This window comes from Crenalkalicoccus roseus, assembly GCF_004761865.1.
GTDB lineage: Bacteria > Pseudomonadota > Alphaproteobacteria > Acetobacterales > Acetobacteraceae > Crenalkalicoccus > Crenalkalicoccus roseus.
The window spans coordinates 1-15205 of the sequence record NZ_SJDM01000003.1 but is presented as its reverse complement, the minus strand read 5'-3'; the positions used below and the strand labels follow the sequence as shown (position 1 = coordinate 15205).

The window sequence follows — 15205 nt, the reverse complement described above, 5'->3', positions numbered from 1 at the left end:
GTCAGCTCTCGACCACGAGCTGCACGCGCGCGGCGGCGTAGCGGGCGACGCCGAACTCCACCGGCGCGCCCCGCGGGTCGAGGTTCACCGCCTCGGTCACCAGGACGGGACGCGAGCGCGACTGCTGCAGCAGCCCCGCCTCCTCCGGCGTCGGCATCCGCGCGGTGATGCGGGTGACGTGCCGGCGGTAGTCGGGCAGGCCGGAGCGCGCCAGGGCGCGGGTGATGGAGGGGTCTTCCGCCAGCAGCGCCGCGATGGAGGGGAAGCGGGCGGCGGAGAAGTAGTGCGTGCCCAGCACGACCGGACGGCCGTCGGCGAGGCCGAGCCGCTCCGCCACCACCACGGGATGGCCGGGGGGCAGGCGCAGCGCCTCCGCCACCGGCACCTCGGCGGGCTGTTCGGCGACGCGCAGCAGGCGGCCTTGCGGTTCGCGGTTCTGCCGGCGGATGGTCTCGGAGAAGCGGGTGCGCGGGCCGAGCGGATAGTCCAGCACGTCCTCGGCGATGAAGCTGCCGCGTCCCTGCTCGATGCGGATCAGGCCGCGCGTCTCCAGGCTTTCCATGGCGCGGCGGATGGTGTGGCGGTTGACGCCGAAGCGGGCGGAGAGCTCGGCCTCGGTCGGCAGCCTTTCGCCCGGGCTGCGCCCGGCGGCGGTGATCTCCCGCTCGACCTGGCTTGCGATCTGCCGCCAGAGCGCGACGCCCTGGCCGCGGGCGACCGGCGCCGTCATCGGGGCTTCACGCACGGAAGGGGATCCATGGGGCATCCTGCTTGACGCTTAGCAGGGGCATCATCTACTCGTCTAGATGTCCATGGACGCATCCCTCCCCCCCGCGGCGACCGAGCAAGAGGCGCGCCGGCGCTGGATGGGCGTCCTCGCCCGCGCCAGCGGCGAGGCCATCGCCGCCCTTCTCGCCCCCCTGCCGCCGCTGCCGCCGCACCGGCGGCTGCGCGGGCCGGAGACCGGGCTGGTGATGGTGCGCGGCCGCCAGGGCGGCGACGGCGCTCCCTTCAACCTCGGCGAGATGACCGTCACCCGCTGCTCCGTCGCCCTCGAGGATGGGCGGGTCGGCCACGCCTATGTCGCGGGGCGGGATGCGTGGCAGGCGGAACTCGCTGCCCTGCTGGACGCCGCGCTGCAGGACCCGGCGCGGCGCCCGGCGCTGCTGCGGGCGGTGATCGCCCCGCTGGCCGAGGCCGAGGCGCGGCGCCGGGCCGAGCGCGCCGCCAGGGCGGCGGCGACGCGGGTGGAGTTCCTCACTATGGCGACGATGCGATGAGCCTGGCCCCGCCCCTCTCCCCCGGCTTCGCCGCGCCGGCGACGGAGGCGCAGCGCTGCTTCCGCGCGCTGCTGGAGGCGATGAGCCGCCCTGGCCGCGTGCGCTCCCTGCCCGCCCCCGCCGCGCCGCCCGCCCCGCTCGGCCCCGCCGCCGCCGCCGTGCTGCTCACCCTCGCCGACGCCGACGCGCCGGTCTGGCTCGATGCCGGGCCGGCGGCGGAGGCCTGGGCGCGCTTCCACGCCGGCTGCCCGCTGGTGGCGGAGCCGGGCGCGGCGGCCTTCGCCCTCGCCACCGGTGCCCCGCCGGCCCTCGACGCGCTGGAGGCCGGCACCGAGGAGGAGCCGCACCGCTCCGCCACCCTGATCCTGCAGGTGGCGGCGCTGGAGGAAGGCGCCGGCTGGCGCCTCTCCGGCCCCGGGATCGAGCGGGAGCACCGGCTGGCGGTGGCGGGGCTGCCGGAGGGCTTCCTCGCCCAATGGGCGGCCAACCGCCGCCGCTTCCCGCGCGGGGTGGACGTGATCCTCTGCGCCGGCGTGCGCGTTGCGGCGCTGCCCCGCACGGTGACGATCGGGGAGCAGGGCTGATGGCCTATGTCGCGGTCAAGGGTGGGGAGCGGGCGATCGCCGGCGCCCACGCCTGGCTGGACGAGCTGCGGCGCGGCGACCCGGCGGTGCCGGAACTCTCCGTGGCGCAGATCGAGCAGCAGCTCTCCCTCGCGGTGGACCGGGTGATGGCGGAAGGCTCCTGCCACGACCGCGGCCTCGCCGCGCTGGCGGTGAAGCAGGCGCGGGGCGACCTGATCGAGGCTGCCTTCCTGCTGCGCGCCTACCGCACCACTTTGCCGCGCTTCGGCGCCAGCACGCCGCTCGACACCGGGGCGATGCGCCCCATCCGGCGCATCAGCGCCACCTATAAGGACCTGCCGGGCGGGCAGGTGCTGGGCCCGACCTTCGACTACACCCACCGCCTGCTCGACTTCGCCCTCGCCGCCGAAGGCGCCGCGCCGCCGCCCCCCGCGCCGCGGGCACCGGCGGAGGAGGCGCCGATGCCGCGGGTCACCGCCATCCTGGCGCAGGAGGGGCTGATGGCGCGCGAGACGCCCTCGGAGGCCGAGCCGCCGGACCTGACGCGCGAGCCCCTTGCCTTCCCCGCCGACCGTCCGCTGCGCCTGCAGGCGCTGGCGCGCGGCGACGAGGGGTTCCTGCTCGCCCTCGGCTACTCGACCCAGCGCGGCTGGGGCAATGCCCACCCCTTCGTCGGCGAACTCCGCATGGGCGAGGTGGCGGTGGAATTCGCCCCGCCCGAACTCGGCTTTCCGGTCGAGATCGGGGACATCGCCGTGACCGAGTGCCAGATGGTCAACCAGTTCGCCGGCTCGCGGACGGAACCGCCCCAGTTCACCCGCGGCTACGGCCTCGTGTTCGGCCATTGCGAGCGCAAGGCGATGGCGATGGCGCTGGTGGACCGCGCGCTGCGCGCCGCCGAGCTGGGCGAGGAGGCGGCGGCGCCGGCGCAGGATCAGGAATTCGTGCTCTACCACTGCGACAACGTCGAGGCGACCGGCTTCGTCGAGCACCTGAAGCTGCCGCACTACGTGGACTTCCAGAGCGAGCTCGAGAAGCTGCGCGCGATGCGCCGCACCGCCGAGGCGGCGCGGGAGGCGGCGGAGTGAGCGCCGCCCCCGGCTACAACTTCGCCTATCTCGACGAGAACACCAAGCGGATGATCCGCCGCGCCCTGTTGAAGGCGGTGGCGATCCCAGGCCACCAGGTGCCCTTCGGCTCGCGCGAGATGCCCCTGCCCTATGGCTGGGGCACTGGCGGCATCCAGGTGACGGCGAGCGTCATCGGCCCCGACGACACCCTGAAGGTGATAGACCAGGGCGCGGACGACACCACGAACGCCGTCTCCATCCGCCGCTTCTTCGCCCGCGTCGCCGGCGTCGCCACCACCGAGCGCACGGCGGAGGCGACGATCATCCAGACCAGGCACCGCATCCCCGAGACGCCGCTGCGCGAGGGCCAGATCCTGGTCTACCAGGTGCCGATGCCGGAGCCGCTGTTCCGGCTGGAGCCGCGCGTCGCCGAAACGCGGCGGATGCACGCGCTGGCGGATTACGGACTGATGCAGGTGAAGCTCTACGAGGACATCGCCCGGCACGGCCACATCGCCATCAGCTACAACTATCCGGTCATGGTGAACGGGCGCTACCTGATGGCCCCCTCCCCCATCCCGGCCTTCGACAATCCGAAGATGCACCGCATGCCGGCCCTGCAGCTCTTCGGCGCGGGGCGGGAGAAGCGCCTCTACGCCGTGCCGCCCTATACGGAGGTGCGCAGCCTCGACTTCGAGGACCACCCCTTCCGCCCGCCGCGCGCCGAGGCCGCCTGCGCGCTCTGCGGCTCGCGCGAGAGCTACCTGGACGAGGTGGTGACCGACGACCGCGGCGGGCGGATGTTCCTCTGCTCCGACACCGACTGGTGCCGCCAGCGCCGGGAGGCGGCGGGATGAGCGCCGCGCCGCTGCTCGAGGCCGAGGGGCTGTCGCTGCGCTTCGGCGCGATCCCCGCCCTCGACCGGGTCAGCCTCGCGGTGTGGCCGGGGGAGGTGGTGGCGATCGTCGGCGAATCCGGCTCCGGCAAGACCACGCTGCTGCGCGTGCTCTCCGGCCTAGCGCGGCCGCAGGCCGGGCGCGTGCTCTACCGCGATCCCGCGGGCGAGGCGCGGGAGGTGCACGGCATGGGCGAGGCGGCGCTCCGCCGCCTGCACCGCAGCGACTGGGGCTTCGTGCACCAGAACCCGCGCGACGGGCTGCGCATGGGCGTCTCCGCCGGCGGCAATGTCGGCGAGCGGCTGATGGCGGCCGGCGCGCGCCATTACGGCGCCATCCGCGCGCAGGCCGCCGCCTGGCTGCGGCGGGTGGAGATCGACCCCGCGCGCATGGACGACCCGCCCGCGAAATTCTCCGGCGGCATGCAGCAGCGGCTGCAGATCGCGCGCACCCTGGTGACGCATCCGCGCCTCGTCTTCATGGACGAGCCGACCGGCGGCCTCGACGTCTCGGTGCAGGCGCGCCTGCTCGACCTGATCCGGGCGCTGGTGGCCGATCTCGGCCTCGCCGTGCTGCTGGTCACGCACGACATCGCCGCCGCGCGGCTGCTGGCGCACCGCCTGCTGGTGATGCGCCACGGGCGGGTGGTGGAGGAAGGGCTCACCGACCGCGTGCTGGACGACCCGCAGCACCCCTACACGCAGCTTCTCGTCTCCTCGGTGCTCGCGGCATGAGCGCGGCGCTGCGCACGGAAGGGTTGTGCAAGAGCTTCACCCTGCACCTGCAGGGCGGGGTGCGCCTGCCGGTGCTGGAGGGCGTGGACCTCGCCGTGGCGCCCGGTGAGTGCGTCGCCCTCGCCGGCCCCTCCGGCGCCGGCAAGTCCACGCTGATGCGCTGCCTCTACGGCAATTACGGCGCCGGCGGCGGCCGCATCTGGCTGCGCCACCGCGGGGCGATGCTGGACATCGCCCGGGCGGACGCCCGGCTGATGCGCGAGGTGCGGACCGAGACGCTCGGCCATGTCAGCCAGTTCCTGCGGGCGATCCCGCGCGTGCCGGCGCTCGACATCGTGGCCGCGCCGCTGCTCGCCCGCGGCATGGCGCCGGAGGCGGCGCGGCGGCGCGCCGCGGCGCTGCTCGCCCGGCTGAACCTGCCGCCGCGGCTGCAGGGCCTGCCGCCGGCCACCTTCTCGGGCGGGGAGCAGCAGCGCGTGAACCTGGCGCGCGGCTTCGCGCCGGGCTATCCGGTGCTGCTGCTGGACGAGCCCACCGCCAGCCTCGACGCCGCCAACCGTGCCGTCGTCATCGCCATGATCGAGGAGGCGAAGGCGGCGGGCACCGCCGTCATCGGCATCTTCCACGATGCCGAGGTGCGCGGCCGCGTCGCCGACCGCGTCTTCAAGGTGCAACCCCTGCCGAACGCCGCATGAGCCCCGAGACCATCCTCACCAACGCCCTTCTGGTGCTGCCGGGGGAGGTCCTGCCCGGCACGCTGGTGCTGCGCGACGGGCGGATCGCGGAGCTGCAGCCGGGCCGCTCCCGCCTTCCCGCCGCGCTCGACCTGGAGGGCGACCACCTGATCCCGGGCATCGTGGATCTGCACACGGACAATCTGGAGCGCCAGGTGATGCCGCGCGCCAATGCGCGCTGGCCCAGCCGCTCCGCCCTGCTGGCGCATGACGCGCAATGCGCCGCCGCCGGGGTGACCACGGTGCTGGACGCGCTCTGCCTCGGCGATCTCGGCTTCGACCCCGGCCGCGGCCGGACCTGCCGCGAGGGGGTGGAGGATCTGGACGCGCTCGGGGGCACCGGGCTGCTGAAGGCGGAGCATTTCCTGCACCTCCGCTGCGAACTGCCGGCGCCGGACATGGTGCCCGCGCTGGATGTCCTCGCCGACCATCCGCGGGTGCGGATGGTGAGCCTGATGGACCACTCCCCGGGCGTCGGCCAGTACCGCGACCTCGACCGCTACCGCGCGCTGCGCAGGCGCCAGCGCGACATGACCGAGGCCGAGGTGGAAGCCCGCATCCGGGAGCTGCTGGAGCGGCGCGCCCGGCTGCGCGAACCGCAGCGGCGCTGGCTGCTCGACCGCATCGCGCACCGCGCCCTGCCGCTGGCCAGCCACGACGACGAGACGCCGGAGCAGGTGGCGCGCAACGCCGCCGACGGCATCCGCATCAGCGAATTCCCGGTGGCGATGGAGGCGGCGAAGGCGGCCGCCGGGCTCGGCGTGGCGGTGGTCGCCGGTGCGCCGAACATCGTCCGCGGCGGCAGCCATTCCGGCAACGTCGCCGCCGCCGACCTGGTGCGGGAGCGCGCAGTGGACGCGCTGGCCAGCGACTACGTTCCCGCCTCCCTGATCGAGGCCGCCTGGCGCTGCGCGGCGGAGGCCGGCATCGCCCTGCACGCGGCGGTGGCGATGATCACCGACCGCCCGGCGCGCATGGCGCGGCTCGAGGATCGGGGGCGGCTGGCGCCGGGGCTGCGCGCGGATCTCGCGCAGGTGCGGCCGCTCGGCGCGCTGCCGGTGGTGCGGCGCGTCTGGCGGGGGGGCGAGCGGGTGGCATGACCGTCCATCGCCTCGCCCTCTACTGGGCGCCGGAGCGCGAGGACCCGCTGCACGCCCTCGGCTCCGCCTGGCTGGGGCGGGACGCGGAGACGGGGGCGGCGCTGCCGCAGCCGCGCCTGCCGGCCCTGGACATCGCGGAGATCACGGCCGATCCGCGCCTCTACGGGCTGCACGCCACGCTGAAGCCGCCCTTCCGCCCGGCCCGCGAGCCGGCGGCGGTGGCGGCGGCGGCCGAGGCGCTGGCGGCGCGCCTCGCCCCCTTCGACCTGCCGCCGCTGGCGGTACGGGACCTTTCCGGCTTCCTCGCCTTGCGCGAGACCGCGCCCTGCCCCGCCCTGCGCGTCCTGGCCGACGCCTGCGTGGAGGCGCTCGACGCCTGCCGCGCGCCGCCGGCCGAGGCGGAACTCGCCCGCCGCCGCCAGGCGGGCCTCACCCCTGCGCAGGAGACGCTGCTGGCGCGCTGGGGCTACCCCTATGTCTTCGACGAATGGCACTTCCACATCACCCTGACGCGGCGGCTGTCGGCGGAGGAGCGCGCCGCGGTCCTGCCTGCCGTCACCGCGCATCTCGGCGCGGCGGCGGCGCGGATGCGGCGGGTGGCCTCGATCTGCCTCTTCGTCCAGCCCGCGCCCGGCGCCCCCTTCCGGATCGTGCGCCGCCTGCCGCTGCGGGGTGGCCGTTGACACGGCATCGCCGGCGGGATTCCCCCGTGCCGAGCCCGTGGGCGAGGGCCCGCGGGACGGGCATTCCCGGGAGAAAGCGCGTTCATCGCGGGAAGGCGGCGCACTACAATCCTCTGTCAGGCCGGACCGGACAGGAAGGAGATCACCGCATGATGCGCCGTCGCGCACTCCTCGCACTCGCCTCCGCCATGGCCCTGCCCGGCACGGCCCTTGCCCAAAACGTCTGGCCCAGCCGCCCGATCACCATCATGGGCGGCTTCCCCAACGGCTCCGGCGTGGACATCTACGCAAGGAAGCTTGCCGAGCCGCTCTCCCGCGCCCTCGGCGTGCCGGTGGTGGTGGACAACCGCACCGGCGCCGGCGGCAACATCGCCTCCGACCATGTCGCCAAGGCGCGTCCGGACGGCTACCTGTTCCTGTTCGGCACCGCCGGCACGCACGCGATCAATGCCAGCCTCTACCGCACCCTGCCCTTCGACCCCTTCCAGGACGTCACGCATGTCGCGCTGCTCGGCGACGTGCCGAACGTGCTCACCGTGAATCCGGAGAAGCGGCCGCAATACCGGACCTGCCAGGACCTGATCGCCGCCGCCCGCGCCCGGCCCGGCGCGCTGAACTACGCCTCCACCGGCAACGGCGCCTCCACGCATCTCGCCGGCGCGCAATTCGCGGCGGCGGCGAACATAGAGATCACGCACATCCCCTATCGCGGGCAGCCCGGCGCGATGGGCGCGCTGCTGGCCGGGGACGTGGACCTGTTCTTCAACCAGACCGGCCCCGCCATCGCCGCGATTCGCCAGGGCCAGGTGCGCGGCCTTGCCGTCACCACCCGCGACCGCGTCCCCGCGCTGCCCGAGATCCCGACGGTCGAGGAGGCCTGCGGCCTGCCGGGCTTCGAAAGCAGCACCTGGTACGCCCTGTTCGCGCCCCCCGGCCTGCCGGAGCCGATCCAGCGCCGCATGAATGCCGAGGTGAACCGCATCATCGCCGAGCCGGAGTTCCGGCGCTGGCTGATCGAGACGCAGGGCATCACGCCGCCCGCCGCGACCACGCCCGAGGCGTTCCGGGAGATCCACCGGCGCGACATCGAACGCTGGCGCGAGGTGGTCCGCCGCTCCGGCGCGACGGTGGACTGACCCTGGAGGCACGGGCGCCGTACCGCCCCGTCGCCCAGCCCCATCCGCCTGCGCGACCAGGGAGACAGAGATGTTCACCACCCGGCCCGAGATCGCCGGCACCTTCGGCGCCGTCGCCTCCACCCACTGGATCGCCAGCCAGGTCGGCATGGCGGTGCTCGAGCGCGGCGGCAATGCCTTCGACGCCGCCTGCGCCGCCGGCTTCACGCTGCAGGTGGTGGAGCCGCACCTGAACGGGCCGGGCGGCGACTGCCCCATCATCCTGCACAGCGCGCGGCTCGACCGACAGATGGTGATCTGCGGCCAGGGTCCGGCGCCGCGTGCGATGACGGTGGCGAAGCTGCGGGACGAGCTCGGCCTCGACCTCGTGCCCGGCACGGGCTTCCTCTGCGCCCCCGTCCCCGGCGCCTTCGACGCCTGGATGCTGATGCTGCGCGACCACGGCACGTGGCGGCCGCGCGAGGTGCTGGAATTCGCGATCGGCTACGCCCGCCACGGCGCCCCCATGGTGCCGCGCGTGCGCGCGACGATCGAGACGGTGCGCCCGCTCTTCGAGCAGGCCTGGCCCTCCTCCGCCGCGCTGTGGCTGCGCGGCGGCGGGCCGGAGCCGGGCGGCCTCTACGCCAACCCCGCGCTCGCCGACACCTACGAGCGCCTGGTGCGCGAAGCCGAGGCCGTCGGAAGCGACCGCGAGGCGCAGATCGAGGCCGCGCGCGACGCCTGGTACCGCGGCTTCGTCGCCGAGGCGATCGACCGCTTCGGCCGCTCCTTCGCCGCCCTCGACACTTCCGGCCGCCGCCACCACGCGCTGCTGACCGCCGAGGACATGGCGGGCTGGCGCGCGACGGTGGAGGCGCCGCTCGCCCACGACTACCGCGGCCACACCGTGCTGAAATGCGGCCCCTGGAGCCAGGGCCCCGCCATGCTGCAGACCCTGGCGCTGCTCGAGGGCTTCGACATCGCCGCGATGGACCCGGTCGGGGAGGAGTTCGTCCATACGGCGGTGGAGGCGATGAAGCTCGCCTTCGCCGACCGCGAGGCCTTCTACGGCGACCCGGCCTTCGTGGAGGTGCCGATGCGCGCGCTGCTCTCGCCCGGCTACACGGAGGCGCGGCGGCGGCTGATCGGGGAGGCGGCCTCGCTGGAGTTCCGCCCCGGCAGCCCCGACGGCCGGACGCCGCGCCTTCCCGACTACGCCGCCGCGGCGCGGCGCGCCGAGGAGATGGCAATGGCCGCCGGCACCGGCGAGCCCACGCTGTCGCGCCTCGGCGCCTCCGGCGGCGACACCTGCCATGTGGACGTGGTGGACCGCTGGGGGAATTGCGTCAGCGCCACGCCCTCGGCGGGCTGGCTGCAATCCTCCCCCGCCATCCCCGGCCTCGGCTTCTGCCTCGGCAGCCGCTGCCAGATGTTCTGGCTCGACGAGTCGCTGCCGAACGGCCTCGCCCCGGGCAAGCGGCCGCGCACCACCCTCTCCCCCTCCCTGGTGCTGCGCGAGGGGCGTCCCTGGCTGAGCTTCGGCACGCCGGGCGGGGAGCAGCAGGACCAGTGGCAGCCGATCATGCTGATGCGCATGCTGGACCATGGCTTCGGCATCCAGCAGGCGATCGACCTGCCGAGCTTCCATTCCGAGCACTGGATCAGCAGCTTCTGGCCGCGCGGCGCGAAGCCCGGCAAGGTGGTGATCGAGGGCCGCTTCGCGGCCGAGGTGCTTGCGGCCCTGCAGGCGCGCGGCCACCGCGCGGAGACGGGCGGCGAGTGGTCCGAGGGCCGCCTCACCGGCGTGCGGCGGGAAGCCGACGGGCAGATCCTCGCCGGCGCCAATCCGCGTGGCATGCAGGGTTACGCGGTGGGGCGCTGAGCGCGCGAAAGGCTACACGCGTTTAAGTTGTCCGCATCACGGGGCGGAGGCAGGCTGCCGCGCCGGTCCCAACGGATGCGAGTCATGCGCCGACGCACCCTTCTCCGCCTGTCCCTGATTCTGCTTCCCCTCCCCGCCCTCGCCCAGGGTGCCCCGCCCGCCGCGGCGCCGCCGAAGCGGCGTCGGCTCAGCACGCTCAATTTCGAGGAGATGACCCCCCAGCAACGCCGCATGGTGCAGCGGCGCCTCGCCGGGGAGGGCAAGCCGCCCCTGCCGCCTGAGGAGGCCCGCCGCGCCTGGAACGGCATGACGCGCCAGCAGCGCGCGGACGCGACGCGCCGCCAGGACGCGCCGAGGCGCCGCGACGCGGCGGTGGCGGAGCCGGCGCCGCGGTAGAGCGGATGCCGTGCGCCAGGGCGAACGGACCATGCCCTGGCGCCTGATCCGCGGAGGCAGGCGCGCCGGAGCGGTGAACCGGCCGCCCGATGAAGGGCGGAAGCGTGATCCGTCCAGGCGGATCACGCCGTAGCGCCCTCATGCCGGCGGCCTGGAGGCGCCTTCAGGCCGCTTCCGCCCCCTTCAGCGCGGCCTGGGCGCGGTGCGGCGGGGTACCGGCACCCGCGCCGGCTGGGCGGGCGCCCTGGCGCCGGCGGCCGCGCCCTCGGCGGCCTTGCGGGCCTGCTCGCGAAGCTGGGCGATGGTGGCGCGGTTGGTCACCTGCTCCGGGTTCATCCGCACCTCGATCACCGCCGGCCTGCCGCTGGCCTCGGCCCGGCGGAAGGCGGGCACCAGGTCCTCGGTGCGCTCCACCACCTCCCCATGGCCGCCGAAGCTCTCGATGAAGCGGGCGAAATCCGGATTGGTCAGGGAGGTGCCGGAGACGCGGCCGGGATAGGTGCGCTCCTGATGCATGCGGATGGTGCCGTACATCTGGTTGTTGAAGACCAGGATGATCGGCGCGACGGAATGGTGGAAGGCGGTGGCGATCTCCTGCCCCGTCATCAGGAAGCCGCCATCGCCGACGAAGCAGACCACGGTGCGCTCGGGATGCACGATCTTCGCCCCGATCGCCGCCGGCACGCCGTAGCCCATGGCGCCGTTGGTGGGGCCGAGGAATTCCTGCCCCTCGGAGACGTGCATGAAGCGCGTCGGCCAGGTGGCGAAATTGCCGGCGTCGGTGGTGAAGATGGTGTCCGGCGGCAGGATGCGCTCGAGCTCCTGCAGCGCCGCGGCCAGGTTCAGCGGCCCGTCGTAGTCGGGCACCCTCGCCTGCGCCTCCCGCGCCGCGCGCAGCTCCGCCCGCCAGCCGGACCAGGCGGGCCGCTCCACCGGCCGCGTCGCCTTCGCCGCCAGGGCGAAGGCGTTGAGGTCGGAGACGATGCCGAGAGCGGGGCGGTAGACGCGGCCGATCTCCGACGGCTCGGGATGGACGTGCACGATCGGCGTGCCGCCGGCCATGTCGAACAGCGTGTAGCCCTGGCTGACCGGCTCGCCGAGGCGGGTGCCGATGGCGAGGAACAGGTCGCACTCCTTCGCCTTCGCCACCAGCGTCGTGTCGGCGCCGACACCGAGATCGCCGACATAGTTGGAATGCGTGCCGTCGAACAGGCCCTGGCGGCGGAAGGAGACGGCCACGGGCAGGTCGTTCGCCACCAGGAAGTCGTGGATCGCCGCGCGCCCCTCCGCGCTCCAGCGGCTGCCGCCGAGCACCGCGAGCGGGCGCCGCGCCCGCCCGAGCATCTCCATCAGCCGCGGCAGCGCCTCCGGCGCGGGATGGGCGGGCAGCACCGGCGGCGGGCCGATGTCGGGCACCGTCGCCATGCTCCTCTGCATCTCCTCGGAGATCGCCACCACCACCGGTCCGGGGCGGCCGCTGACGGCGACGTCGAAGGCATGCGCCATCAGCTCCGGGATGCGCGCCGCGTCGTCTATCTGCGTCACCCACTTGGCGAGCGGGGCGAACATGCGGCGGTAATCCACCTCCTGGAACGACTCGCGGTCGGTCTCCTCGAACGGGATCTGGCCGACGATCAGCACGAGCGGCGTCGAATCCTGGAAGGCGACATGCACGCCGATGCTGGCATGGCAGGCGCCGGGGCCGCGGGTGACGATGGCGACGCCGGGCCGCCCGGTGAGCTTGCCGTAGGCTTCCGCCATGTGCACCGCGCCCGCCTCGAAGCGGCAGGTGACGAGCTGGATGCGGTTGCGCCGCGCGTAGAGACCGTCCAGCAGATCGAGATAGCTCTCCCCCGGCACGCAGAAGGCGTGGGTGACGCCCTGCGCCACCAGCGCATCCGCCAGGATATGTCCGCCGAGCCGCGCCTCCGGCTTCCGCACTGCCGCCATCCGCTCCTCCCGTTCCGCTGCGCCGGGGAAGAGGTCTAGAGCATTTCCGGGCGCGGTGTCAGCGCCTCGGCGTGGAAAACGCGGCCGACGGCGCGGCGCGCGGCGTCATGCGCGCCCCGGAACCTTGATGCAGCGCGCCATGCGGTCCGGCGCCGGCCGACGCGGCGCCGGGTCGTCGGCGGTGCAGGCGGGCTCGGCCTCCGGGCAGCGCGGGGCGAAGGCGCAGCCGGCGGGCAGCGTCTCCAGGCTCGGCGGCGCACCGGGGATGGTGGTGAGGCGCCGGCCGCGCAGCCCGGCATGCACCGTGGCGCCGAGCAGCCCCTTCGGATAGGGGTGCAGCGGCGCCCGCATCATCGCCCCGACCGGCCCTTCCTCCACCACCTTGCCGGCGTACATCACCGCCACGCGGTCGGCGATCTCGCCCGCCACGCCGAGGTCGTGGGTGACGAAGATCACCCCCATGCCCATCTGCTCCTGCAGACTGCGCAGCAGCAGCAGCACCTGGATCTGCACCGTGGCGTCGAGCGCGGTGGTCGGCTCGTCGGCCAGCAGCAGCTTCGGCCGGCAGGCCAGCGCCACGGCGATCATCGCGCGCTGGCGCAGGCCCCCCGACAGCTCGTGCGGATAGGCGGAGAGGCGGCGCTTCGCCGAGGGGATCTGCACCAGCTCCAGAAGCTCCAGCGCCCGCGCCTCGGCGGCGCGGCGGGAGACGCCCTCGTGCCGCTCCACCGTCTCGGCGATCTGCCGGCCGATGGTGAAGACGGGGTCGAGCGCCGTCATCGGCTCCTGGAAGATCATCGCCACGTCGCCGCCGCGGAAATCGGCGAGCTCGCGCTCGGTCATCGCCTGCACGTCGCGCCCGGCGACCTCGATCCGGCCCTCCACCTTGGCGGTGCGGGGCAGCAGCCGCATCAGCGCGCGCAGCGTCACCGACTTGCCGGAGCCCGATTCGCCCAGGATGCACAGCACCTCGCCCGGGGCGAGGTCCATGTCCACGCCGTTCACCGCGTGCACCGTGCGGTCGCGGGTGACGAAGCGCACATGCAGGTCACGCAGCCGCACCAGCGGCGCGGCGCCGGCCGCCGCCACGGCCGCGCGGTCCATCACCTCGCTCATGCCGCGAGCCTCCCCGCCTGGCTGTGGCCGCTGCCCGGAACCGCCATGTGGCAGGCCGCCTCGTGCCCGCCGCCGAGATCGGCCGGGGCCGGCACCCGATCCGCGCACACCGCCTCGGCATGCGGGCAGCGCGTGCGGAAGCGGCAGCCCGAGGGCGGGTTGACCGGGTTGGGCGGGTCGCCGGTCAGCGGCGGCTCGGTGCGCCGCCGCGCCGGGTCCATGGAGGGGCGGCTGGCGAGCAGCGCGCGCGTGTAGGGGTGCGCCGGGCGGTCGTAGATGGCCTCCACCGGCCCCTGCTCGGCGATGATGCCGAGATACATCACCAGCACCCGGTCGCTGATGTACTGCACCACGTTCAGGTCGTGGCTGATGAAGACGTAGGTGAGGCCGAATTTCTCCTTCAGGTCCAGCAGCAGGTTCAGCACCTGCGCCTCGACGCTCTTGTCGAGGGCGGAAACCGGCTCGTCCAGGATCACCAGCCGCGGGCGCAGCGCCAGGGCGCGGGCGATGTTCACCCGCTGGCGCTGCCCGCCCGAGAGCTCGTGCGGGTAGCGGCGGGCGAACTGCGCCGGCGAGAGGCCGACGGCGGCGAGCAGTTCCCGCGCCCGCTCCTGCGCCTCCCTCGCCGGCACGCCGTGCACGCGCGGCGCGAAGGCGATGCTGTCCTCGATCGGCAGGCGGGGATTGAGCGAGGCGTAGCTGTCCTGGAACACCATCTGCACCTGGCGGCGGTACTCCTTCAGCGTGATGCCGCCCGCCTGGGCGCTCACCCCGACCGGCTCGCCGTCGAACACCATCTCCCCGGAATCGGGGTCGAGCAGGCGCATCAGCAGCCGCGCGGTGGTGGACTTGCCGCAGCCGGACTCGCCGACGATGCCGAGCGTCTCGCCCTTGCGCACCGCGAAGCTGACGCCGTCCACGGCGCGCACGGTGGCGACGGCGCCGCCGAACAGGCCGCCCCGGATGGGGAAGTGCTTCCTCAGGTCGCGCAGCGCCAGCAGGGGCTGGGCCGGACCGCCTCGGTCATCGGTCATGGGACGCATCATGACACAGAGGACAGCAAGGTCCATGCCACGCCTTGGGCCGCGGCCTTCATCCGCCGGGCGGGCACCGCCTGCCCGCCGGCTGTGCAGCGCCGGCCCGGCGCGCACGCGCAGGCGGCAGGAACGGGCCGGGTAGCCAGGCGGCGCGCCGCCGGGCACCATCCCCGGCCGCGGCCCCGTGGCCGTCCGGAGAGGGGAATGCGACGCCGATGCGCGCCATATTCGTGATGATTATGTGATATCGGCCTTTTTCAATGGCTTACGATACAACTTTCGCGTCGCGGGGGGCAGTTGTCGGCGTTTCGTCCCCTGGTGCCCGGCCGCGCGAACGGGCGCCGGCCGCCTCACGAAAGCGTGATCCCGAAGCCTGGGTGACACTGCACATCACCGATGCCGCCGGCAAGGACGCCGCCCTGAAAATTCTAAAGGCGGCGGCTGATCTTGTGCAGAAACAGAACGCCGCCCAGCACTAAAGCTGCTGCATCGCGAGATAGCGCCGGCGCACGTCCTCAAGCCCCAGCGTGCCGCCATTGACGCGTCGGCGCACCGCCTCGATGTCCCCGCGGTCGGCGGGCGCGCAGCAGCCGGCGGCGCGGAAGAAGTGGGCGGCGCTCTCCGCCGC

At 74.2% G+C, this 15205-nt stretch carries 15 protein-coding genes; 11 read left to right on the top strand and 4 right to left on the bottom strand.

Going from position 1 to position 15205, the window contains the following annotated elements:
* Position 1 precedes the first annotated feature (1 nt).
* Positions 2–745, bottom strand: coding sequence for a phosphonate metabolism transcriptional regulator PhnF (gene phnF / locus ET526_RS03955; protein ID WP_240048242.1), 744 nt, complete (start codon positions 743–745; stop codon positions 2–4).
* Between the two features lie 67 nt (positions 746–812).
* On the opposite strand from phnF, the gene phnG reads away from it, so the two are divergent.
* From phnG to ET526_RS03900, 11 genes are all read left to right on the top strand, one after another.
* Entirely contained in the window at positions 813–1280 is a 468-nt protein-coding gene (phnG, locus tag ET526_RS03950; protein WP_135466381.1) for a phosphonate C-P lyase system protein PhnG, read from the top strand.
* Entirely contained in the window at positions 1277–1864 is a 588-nt protein-coding gene (gene phnH / locus ET526_RS03945) for a phosphonate C-P lyase system protein PhnH (RefSeq protein ID WP_135466380.1), read from the top strand. The genes phnG and phnH overlap by 4 nt, the downstream gene beginning before the upstream one ends.
* Positions 1864–2952 carry a carbon-phosphorus lyase complex subunit PhnI gene (locus ET526_RS03940; protein ID WP_135466379.1) on the top strand — a complete coding sequence of 363 codons (1089 nt, stop codon included), beginning with the start codon at positions 1864–1866 and terminating at the stop codon, positions 2950–2952. Before phnH ends, ET526_RS03940 begins: the two co-directional genes overlap by 1 nt.
* Positions 2949–3791, top strand: a complete 843-nt coding sequence (locus tag ET526_RS03935; RefSeq protein WP_135466378.1) for an alpha-D-ribose 1-methylphosphonate 5-phosphate C-P-lyase PhnJ — start codon at positions 2949–2951, stop codon at positions 3789–3791. The genes ET526_RS03940 and ET526_RS03935 overlap by 4 nt, the downstream gene beginning before the upstream one ends.
* On the top strand, positions 3788–4564 hold the full coding sequence (gene phnK, locus ET526_RS03930; protein WP_135466377.1) for a phosphonate C-P lyase system protein PhnK: 777 nt from the start codon (positions 3788–3790) through the stop codon (positions 4562–4564). The genes ET526_RS03935 and phnK overlap by 4 nt, the downstream gene beginning before the upstream one ends.
* A complete protein-coding gene (phnL, locus tag ET526_RS03925; RefSeq protein ID WP_135466376.1) occupies positions 4561–5259 on the top strand; it encodes a phosphonate C-P lyase system protein PhnL in 699 nt (232 codons plus the stop codon). Before phnK ends, phnL begins: the two co-directional genes overlap by 4 nt.
* Positions 5256–6398: an alpha-D-ribose 1-methylphosphonate 5-triphosphate diphosphatase gene (locus ET526_RS03920; RefSeq protein ID WP_135466375.1), complete on the top strand. Its 1143-nt coding sequence runs from the start codon at positions 5256–5258 to the stop codon at positions 6396–6398. The genes phnL and ET526_RS03920 overlap by 4 nt, the downstream gene beginning before the upstream one ends.
* Positions 6395–7081, top strand: a complete 687-nt coding sequence (locus ET526_RS03915; protein ID WP_135466374.1) for a DUF1045 domain-containing protein — start codon at positions 6395–6397, stop codon at positions 7079–7081. The genes ET526_RS03920 and ET526_RS03915 overlap by 4 nt, the downstream gene beginning before the upstream one ends.
* A gap of 149 nt (positions 7082–7230) precedes the next feature.
* Entirely contained in the window at positions 7231–8217 is a 987-nt protein-coding gene (locus ET526_RS03910; protein ID WP_135466373.1) for a Bug family tripartite tricarboxylate transporter substrate binding protein, read from the top strand.
* Between the two features lie 70 nt (positions 8218–8287).
* Positions 8288–10078: a gamma-glutamyltransferase family protein gene (locus tag ET526_RS03905; protein WP_135466372.1), complete on the top strand. Its 1791-nt coding sequence runs from the start codon at positions 8288–8290 to the stop codon at positions 10076–10078.
* Between the two features lie 84 nt (positions 10079–10162).
* Positions 10163–10474 carry a hypothetical protein gene (locus ET526_RS03900; protein WP_135466371.1) on the top strand — a complete coding sequence of 104 codons (312 nt, stop codon included), beginning with the start codon at positions 10163–10165 and terminating at the stop codon, positions 10472–10474.
* Between the two features lie 183 nt (positions 10475–10657).
* Here ET526_RS03900 and ET526_RS03895 read toward each other — a convergent pair whose 3' ends face one another.
* From ET526_RS03895 to ET526_RS03885, 3 genes are all read right to left on the bottom strand, one after another.
* Positions 10658–12424 (bottom strand): thiamine pyrophosphate-dependent enzyme, encoded by a 1767-nt coding sequence (locus ET526_RS03895; protein ID WP_135466370.1) that lies wholly within the window; start codon positions 12422–12424, stop codon positions 10658–10660.
* A 105-nt stretch (positions 12425–12529) separates the two neighbouring features.
* Positions 12530–13540 carry an ABC transporter ATP-binding protein gene (locus ET526_RS03890; RefSeq protein ID WP_135466369.1) on the bottom strand — a complete coding sequence of 337 codons (1011 nt, stop codon included), beginning with the start codon at positions 13538–13540 and terminating at the stop codon, positions 12530–12532.
* A complete protein-coding gene (locus ET526_RS03885) occupies positions 13537–14574 on the bottom strand; it encodes an ABC transporter ATP-binding protein (protein WP_275668630.1) in 1038 nt (345 codons plus the stop codon). Before ET526_RS03885 ends, ET526_RS03890 begins: the two co-directional genes overlap by 4 nt.
* Positions 14575–15205: the final 631 nt, after the last annotated feature.